The sequence below is a fragment of the Kocuria rhizophila genome, assembly GCF_003667225.1.
Classification (GTDB): Bacteria; Actinomycetota; Actinomycetes; order Actinomycetales; family Micrococcaceae; genus Kocuria; species Kocuria rhizophila.
Genome location: NZ_RCOM01000099.1, coordinates 1 through 7462, shown reverse-complemented (window position 1 = coordinate 7462; position 7462 = coordinate 1). Strand labels below are relative to the sequence as shown.

Here is a 7462-nt window from a genome sequence, read left to right as displayed (position 1 = left end):
CCCCCGGGCAAGGCGACGCCCGCAGTGGGAGTTCGGACTGGCAGACGGGTTCAGCGACCTCCCGCTATCCGTTCGTCCGCGCGCGCCCTGGCCCACGACTCCGCCTCGAGCACGTCCTCCAGGCGGGGTTCGCGCACGCCGTCGTGCTCGTCGACCACGCGCGAGACCAGCTCGACGATCTGCAGGAAGCCGAGCTCCCCGCGGTGGAACGCGTGCACCGCCTGCTCGTTCGCGGCGTTGAACACCGCGGGCCACGTGCCGCCGAGCCCCCCGGCGTGCTTGATCAGCTCCACGGCGGGGAAGGCCTCGGAGTCCAGCGGCTCGAAGGTCCACTCGGCGGCGCGGGTCCAGTCGCACGCGGCCGCCGCACCCGTGACCCGGTGGGGCCACGCGATGCCCAGCGCGATCGGCAGCCGCATGTCCGGCGGCGAGGCCTGCGCGAGAGTGGAGCCGTCCGTGAACTGGACCATGGAGTGCACCACGGACTGGGGGTGGACCGTCACGTCGATCCGCTCGAGCGGGACGTCGAAGAGCAGGCTCGCCTCGAGCACCTCGAGGGCCTTGTTGACCAGGGTCGCGGAATTCGTGGTGACCATGGGACCCATGTCCCAGGTGGGGTGCCGCAGGGCCTGCTCGGGGCTCACGTGGGCCAGCTGCTCCCGGGTCATGCCGCGGAACGGTCCCCCGGACGCCGTGAGCACCAGACGGTCCACCTCCCCGGCCGTCCCGGAGCGCAGCGCCTGGGCGATCGCGGAGTGCTCGGAGTCCACGGGGATCAGCGCATCCGTGAGACCCGTGGCCGCGGCGGCCGCCGTGACCAGCGGACCGCCCGCGATCAACGACTCCTTGTTGGCGAGCGCCACCCGGCGCCCGACCTCCAGGGCCGCCAGCGTGGGCTCCAGGCCGATGCTTCCGGTGATGCCGTTGAGGACCACGTCCGCGCCCTCCCACGCGGCCACCTGTGCGGCGGCTCGGGGGCCGTGGAGGATCTCGGGCCGCGGCGCCGGGGAGCGTGCCGCCCGGGCGGCGTCGTCGATCAGCTCACCCAACCGGGCGGCGTCCTGCGCGGACCCGCTGGTGGCGACGGCCGCCACGCTGAAGGCCACCGCCTGCTGCGCGAGGAGCTCGAGGTGGCCCGCTCCCGCGGCGAGGGCGAGGACCTCGAAGGGCGCGTGGGTGACGCCGCCCCCGGGCCGCGTCAGCTGGGCGGCGCCCCGGACGACGTCGAGCGCCTGCGTGCCGATGGACCCCGTGGAGCCGAGGACCACCAGACGGCGGGGAGTCTCACGGGTGGCGCGGTCGAGGTCGGGGGTCATGGCTGCGGAGGTCATGGCACCAGTATGGCGCGCCCGTCCGACCCGGCCTTCACCGCGCAGGGCCCTGGCGCGCCCGAGATCCGCCCGAGCCACCGGGAGGTGTCGTCACGGCCCTGGACAGACGACAAGGGCGCCACCCGGGGGTGACGCCCTTGCTTAGTGGTCCTCGCGGACCCGTGCGGTTCAGCGACGGCGGCCGACGACGAAACCGTAGATCAGCAGCACGATGATCGCGCCCACGACGGACGTGATGATGGTGCCGAAGCTGATCTCCTGGATCCCGTTGCTCAGACCCGGGATGAACGACCCGAGCCAGCCACCGAGGAACGCGCCCACGATGCCGAGGATCATGGTGACGATGATCCCGCCACCCTGCTTGCCCGGCAGGATCAGCTTGGCGAGAGCGCCAGCGATGATGCCGAGGATGATCCAGCTGAAAATGCCCATTTCTCCACCTCAAGTTTTCGTTGCAAACGCGTGCGGTTGCCCGCAGTCGCTCTGGTCAGCGAACCGTCGCTCAGTGTACTACCAGTTTGGGGGTCTATGGGCTCCGGTGCACCGCGGCGGCCCCTTAAAACCGGGGCCGTCGCGGTGGAGTCAGTGCGAGACAGCCTTCTCGGCGCCCACACCTGTGAGGGAACGCACTTCCATCTCGGACTGCTTGAGGGGATCCTCACGGCGCCGCTCGGTCACCGATCCCAGGAAGCCCAGCAGGAACGAGGCCGGGATGGAGATGATGCCCGGGTTGGACAGCGGGTAGATGGCGAAGTCCGCACCGGGGATCATGGAGGTCTCCGAGCCGGACATCACCGGGGAGAAGACGATCAGCACCACGGAGAGGATCAGCCCGCCGTACATGGACCACACCGCCCCGCGGGTGGTGAAGCGCTTCCAGTACAGGGAGTACAGGATGGTCGGGAGGTTGGCGGAGGCCGCAACCGCGAAGGCCAGAGCCACGAGGAATGCCACGTTCTGCCCCTGGGCGCCGATGCCGCCGGCGATGGAGATCAGGCCGATGACCACCACGGTGGTCTTGGCCACGCGCAGCTCCTGGCGCGGGTCCGAGTTCCCCTTCTTGATCACGGAGGTGTAGATGTCGTGCGCGAAGGACGCCGACGCCGTGATGGCCAGTCCCGCGACCACGGCCAGGATGGTGGCGAACGCGACCGCCGCGATCAGACCCATGAGCACCGATCCACCGAGCTCGTAGGCCAGCAGGGGTGCGGCGGAGTTCACTCCCCCGGGTGCGCTCTTGATCCGGTCCGCTCCGATGAGGGCGGAGGCGCCGAAGCCGAGCACCAGGGTGAAGAGGTAGAACATGCCGATCAGGGTGATGGCCCACACCACGGACTTGCGGGCCTCCTTGGCCGTGGGCACCGTGTAGAAGCGCATCAGCACGTGGGGCAGCCCCGCCGCGCCGAGCACGAGCGCGAGTCCGAGGGAGATGAAGTCCAGCTTGGAGATCTCGCTCACTCCGTACTTCAGTCCGGGCTCGAGCATCGCGGGGTTGTTGTTGGTCTCCACCGCGGCACCCATGATGGCGGAGAGGTTGAAGCCGAACATCGCGAGGATCCACACCGTCATGACGGCCACGCCGGTCACGAGCAGACACGCCTTGATGATCTGCACCCAGGTGGTGCCCTTCATTCCACCCACAAGCACATAGACGATCATGATGACGCCCACGATCACGATCACCAGTGACTGGCCAGCCTTGGAGCTGATGCCCAGCAGGAGGGACACGAGCGCACCCGCGCCCGCCATCTGCGCCAGAAGGTAGAAGAAGGTGACCGCCAGCGTAGAAGTGGAGGCCGCCACACGAACCGGGCGCTGGCGCAGCCGGAACGAGAGGACGTCCGCCATGGTGAACTTGCCCGTGTTGCGCAGCGGCTCCGCGATGAGCAGCAGCGCCACGAGCCACGCGACGAAGAAACCGATCGAGTAGAGGAACCCGTCGTAGCCCTGCAGGGCGATGGCCCCCACGATGCCCAGGAACGACGCCGCGGAGAGGTAGTCACCGGCAATGGCCAGCCCGTTCTGCGTTCCGGAGAAGGAGCGTCCGCCGGCGTAGTAGTCGGCCGCCGTGGCGGTGGACTTGGACGCCCGGATCACCACCACCAGCGTGACGAGCACGAAGCCCAGGAAGATCGAGATGTTGATCGCGGGGTTGCCCACGGTCGCGGAGCTCTCCTGCGCGAGGTGCACCGCAGGCAGGGACATGGCGGGAACGGCGATCATGGCCGGACCTCCTGGTCGGTCTCGGTCTGCTTGTCGAGGGATGCCTCGAGCTCCTCGCGCAGCGCCGTGGCCTGCGGGTCGAGGGTGCGGTTGGCGAACGCGACGTACGCCGCGGTGATGCCGAACGTGGTGACGAACTGCAGCAGCCCGAGGACGAGCCCCAGGTTGATGTTGCCCGCCACCGGGGTGGACATGAAGCCGGGAGCGTAGATGGCCAGCACCACGTAGAGCAGGTACCAGACCAGGAACGCCACGGCCATGGGGAACACGAAGGACCGGTGGGTCTTGCGCAGGCGCTGGAACTGTTCCGAGCGCTGCACCGCGGGGAAGTCGATGCCGAAGGCTGCCGGGGAGCCGTTCGGGTCGACAGAGGACGTGGATGCCATGAGTGCCTCCTAGTGTGATGGGCACCACACTAGGAGTTGTGTATCCAAAGACACAAGGGGTGGCAGAAAACTGCTGCAATAATCCTTGAAATTACGGGCGAGTCACTGGGGGTCCCCGCAGGTCGTCCGGCACTGTGTATACAGAAACGCCGGTCAGGCGCCTCTGCCGCGCACCGCGAGCACGAACTCCACCGCACGGTCCAGGAAGGCGTCCACCTGCTGCTCCTCGTAGCACCGCTGGCCCTGGGCCGGGCGGAACACCGCGTGGCGCAGGAGCTCGGGCGAGACGTCCTCACCGCTGCGCAGCTCCGCCACCAGGCGGTCGCACAGGACGTCCACCTCTGCCGCCGAGTACCCCTGGGTGCGGTGCCTGCGGGGGCGGCGGAAGCGTTCGGAGTGGGGCCGGTTGAGCCGTCCCAGCAGCAGCCCGCCCAGCCACTCCACGTGCTCGTTCCACCGCTGCTCGCCGTGCTCCTCGATGAACACGGTGCGCTCGCGCTCGAACAGCTCGTCCTCCAGCACGTCCAGGTGCGCATCCACGGCCGCGGGGTCGTAGCCGCCGCGGGCGCGGTCGAAGACCCGCTCGCGCAGCTGCCGGCTGCCCATGCGCCGGTCCCCCACCGCGTGGGAGCCCGTGGCCGGGTCGGTGCCCTCGCCGGCGGGGGTGCGGGCGGCGGAGTCCACCCGCGCGGAAGTGGGCACGGGCTCGGAGGCGGCGGGCGGCGTCGTGGTGGCGCGCAGGGCGTCGAGGCGGTCCAGGAGGTCGTCCACCTGGGCGGTGTCGTAGCCCCACAGCCGGTCGCCGCAGCGGGGGAAACGGTCCTGAGATGTCATGCGAGCCCTTTCGAGAACGAGATCGGGACCGGTCACGCGCGGTGACCGGTCCCGGCAGCGGCGCCCCGGCGTGGCGTCAGGCCAGGGCGCTGAACAGTTCGAAGATGACGTAGCCGGTGATGACCGCGAACAGGATCGAGTCGATCCGGTCCATCACACCGCCGTGGCCCGGCAGCAGGGTCCCCATGTCCTTGATCCCGATCTCGCGCTTGATCATGGACTCGGAGAAGTCCCCCACCGTGGAGACTGCCACGATGGCCACGGCCAGCACCGCACCCTGCCACCACGGCATCTCCAGCAGGAACTCGGCGCACAGCACACCCACCACCACGGCGCCGCCCACGGAGCCGGCGAAACCCTCCCAGGACTTCTTGGGCGAGATCCTGGGAGCCATGGGGTGCTTGCCCCACACCACCCCCACCGCGTAGCCGAAGGTGTCGGAGCTGATGGCCAGGAGAATGACCGTGAGCACCTTCCGGGAGCCGTCCGGCGAGTGGTAGAGCAGCACCGCGGTGCTCAGCAGGAAGGACGCCCACACCAGGGCGAACACGGATCCCATGATCGAGAGCATCATGCCGTGCCGCGGCCCGAAGGCGCGCCACACCACCACGAGCGTGACCGCGAGCACGAGCGCCATGGACAGTGCCTCGCCGCCTCCGAAGAACGCGGCCAGGGGCATGAGCACCGCGGCGATGACGGCGGGGACCTTGGGGATCTGCACACCCTTGTAGGTCAGGGACCGTGCAACCTCCCACACCCCGATGCCCGACGCGGCCCCGGCCAGCAGGGCCAGCACCAGCGGAACGTAGAACAGGCCGGTGAGCAGCGTGGCGATCAGCACCACCGCCACGGTCACGGCCGCGGGGAGGTTGCGTCCCGCACGGGACGGTGCCCTGTGCTCGGAGCTGCGGTGGAAGGGGCGCGCGAGGACCTGCCGCAGGGAGCCGGTGGCCAGCGGGTCCCGGTCGCGCTGCGGCACGCCCTGCCCCGCGGGCGCCGTGGGCGCGGTCGCGGGGTGCGAGGTGGGCGCGGAGTCGGAGTCTGGCGAGGCCATCAGGCGCCGAGCAGTTCGGCTTCCTTGTTCTTGAGCAGCTCGTCCACCTGGTCGATGTGCTTCTTGGTGGCGGCGTCGAGATCCTTCTCCCCGCGCTTGCCGTCGTCCTCGCCCACGTCCCCATCCTTGACGAACTTCTCGATGGACTCCTTGGCGTGGCGGCGGATGTTGCGCACCGACACCCGGGCCTCCTCGGCCTTGGCGTGGACGATCTTCACGTACTCCTTGCGGCGCTCCTCGGTGAGCTCGGGCATGACCACGCGGATCACGTTGCCGTCGTTCGCGGGGTTGGCGCCGATGTCCGAGTCCCGCAGGGCCTTCTCGATGTCGTTGAGCGCGCTGCGGTCGTAGGGCGTGATGAGCAGCGTGCGGGCCTCGGGCGTCTGGAAGGACGCGAGCTGCTGCAGCGGGGTGGGCGTGCCGTAGTACTCCACGAGCAGGCTCGAGAACAGGGCCGGGTTCGCACGGCCGGTGCGCACCGTGGAGAAGTCGGTCTTCGCCGCGTCCACCGCCTTGCCCATCTTGGTGGTGGCCTCCGAGAGGACGTCTGAAATCACGGGTGGTTCTCCTTATGCAACGGCCGCGGTCGTCTGGCACCGGCGGCAACGGAACGTGGTCTCCACTCTAACGGTCGCGCCCGGGTGGTCGCGCCCGGCGCCCGGGCTCTCACGCCACGGGACGGTCCGGCCCCGTCAGGCGGTGACGAGGGTGCCGATCTCCTCGCCCAGCACCGCACGGGTCACGTTGCCCGCGCCCTCCATGCCGAACACGCGCATGGTCACGTGGTTGTCCCGGCACAGGGCGAACGCGGTCTGGTCCATCACGCGGATGTCCCTCGCGAGGGCCTCGTCGTAGGTCAGGCTCGCCAGGCGCTGCGCGTCCGGGTCCTTGCGGGGGTCTGCGGTGTAGACGCCGTCCACTCCGTTCTTGGCCATCAGCACCTCGGTGGCGTGCACCTCCAGGGCGCGCTGGGCGGCCACGGTGTCCGTGGAGAAGTAGGGCAGTCCGGCACCCGCGCCGAAGATGACCACGCGGTCCTTCTCCATGTGCCGGATGGCCCGGCGCGGAATGTAGGTCTCCGCGACCTGCTCCATCTTGATCGCGGACTGCACGCGCGTGTCCACCCCGCACTGCTCCAGGAAGTCCTGCAGCGCCAGGCAGTTCATCACGGTGCCCAGCATGCCCATGTAGTCCGCCCGCGAGCGGTCCATCCCGGCCTGGGAGAGCTCGGCGCCGCGGAAGAAGTTGCCACCGCCCACCACGATGGAGGTCTCCACCTGGCCCACGGTCGCGGCGATCTGCTCGGCGATCTGGCGCACCACGGTGGTGTCCACGCCCACGCTGCCACCGCCGAAGACCTCGCCCGAGAGCTTCAGCAGGACCCTGCGGCGCGCCGGCTCGGCGCGGCGGGAGTCGCGGCTCATGCGGATCGCCTCGTCCTGGGGCTCGGATTCGTTGGTGGTGGGCATGGATCCTCCCGGGGGCGATGAGTCGTCAGGGCAGTGGTCGAGCTGGTCGTCGGACCCGCCCGCAGGACGTGTCCCCGCCCTCGGGCGGCACAGCGGACACATCGCGTCCGTCACGGGCTCGGCAGACCGCCCTCCAGCATACAGAAACGGCGGGGCACCCCCCGT

At 69.7% G+C, this 7462-nt stretch carries 8 protein-coding genes; all 8 read right to left on the bottom strand.

Features of this window, described 5'->3' with window-relative positions; translation table 11 throughout:
* Nucleotides 1-50: 50 nt before the first annotated feature.
* Nucleotides 51-1331: a 1-deoxy-D-xylulose-5-phosphate reductoisomerase gene (gene dxr, locus D9R02_RS10625; protein WP_121566885.1), complete on the bottom strand. Its 1281-nt coding sequence runs from the start codon at nt 1329-1331 to the stop codon at nt 51-53.
* 168 nt (nt 1332-1499) lie between these two features.
* Nucleotides 1500-1763, bottom strand: a complete 264-nt coding sequence (locus tag D9R02_RS10620; RefSeq protein ID WP_029603513.1) for a GlsB/YeaQ/YmgE family stress response membrane protein — start codon at nt 1761-1763, stop codon at nt 1500-1502.
* Nucleotides 1764-1913: 150 nt separating this feature from the next.
* Nucleotides 1914-3554 (bottom strand): monocarboxylic acid transporter, encoded by a 1641-nt coding sequence (locus tag D9R02_RS10615; protein WP_039102325.1) that lies wholly within the window; start codon nt 3552-3554, stop codon nt 1914-1916.
* The gene (locus D9R02_RS10610) at nt 3551-3940 is read right to left on the bottom strand and encodes a DUF485 domain-containing protein (RefSeq protein WP_019310872.1); all 390 of its coding nucleotides are present in this window, start codon (nt 3938-3940) and stop codon (nt 3551-3553) included. The genes D9R02_RS10615 and D9R02_RS10610 overlap by 4 nt, the downstream gene beginning before the upstream one ends.
* Nucleotides 3941-4093: 153 nt before the next feature.
* Nucleotides 4094-4774, bottom strand: a complete 681-nt coding sequence (locus D9R02_RS10605; RefSeq protein WP_039102326.1) for a DivIVA domain-containing protein — start codon at nt 4772-4774, stop codon at nt 4094-4096.
* Between the two features lie 76 nt (nt 4775-4850).
* Nucleotides 4851-5828: a phosphatidate cytidylyltransferase gene (locus D9R02_RS10600; protein WP_039102327.1), complete on the bottom strand. Its 978-nt coding sequence runs from the start codon at nt 5826-5828 to the stop codon at nt 4851-4853.
* Complete coding sequence (frr, locus tag D9R02_RS10595; protein WP_019310869.1) at nt 5828-6385, bottom strand: ribosome recycling factor; 558 nt, start codon at nt 6383-6385, stop codon at nt 5828-5830. Before frr ends, D9R02_RS10600 begins: the two co-directional genes overlap by 1 nt.
* Before the next feature lie 135 nt (nt 6386-6520).
* Nucleotides 6521-7252 carry a UMP kinase gene (gene pyrH, locus D9R02_RS10590; RefSeq protein ID WP_029603509.1) on the bottom strand — a complete coding sequence of 244 codons (732 nt, stop codon included), beginning with the start codon at nt 7250-7252 and terminating at the stop codon, nt 6521-6523.
* Between the last annotated feature and the right edge of the window lie 210 nt (nt 7253-7462).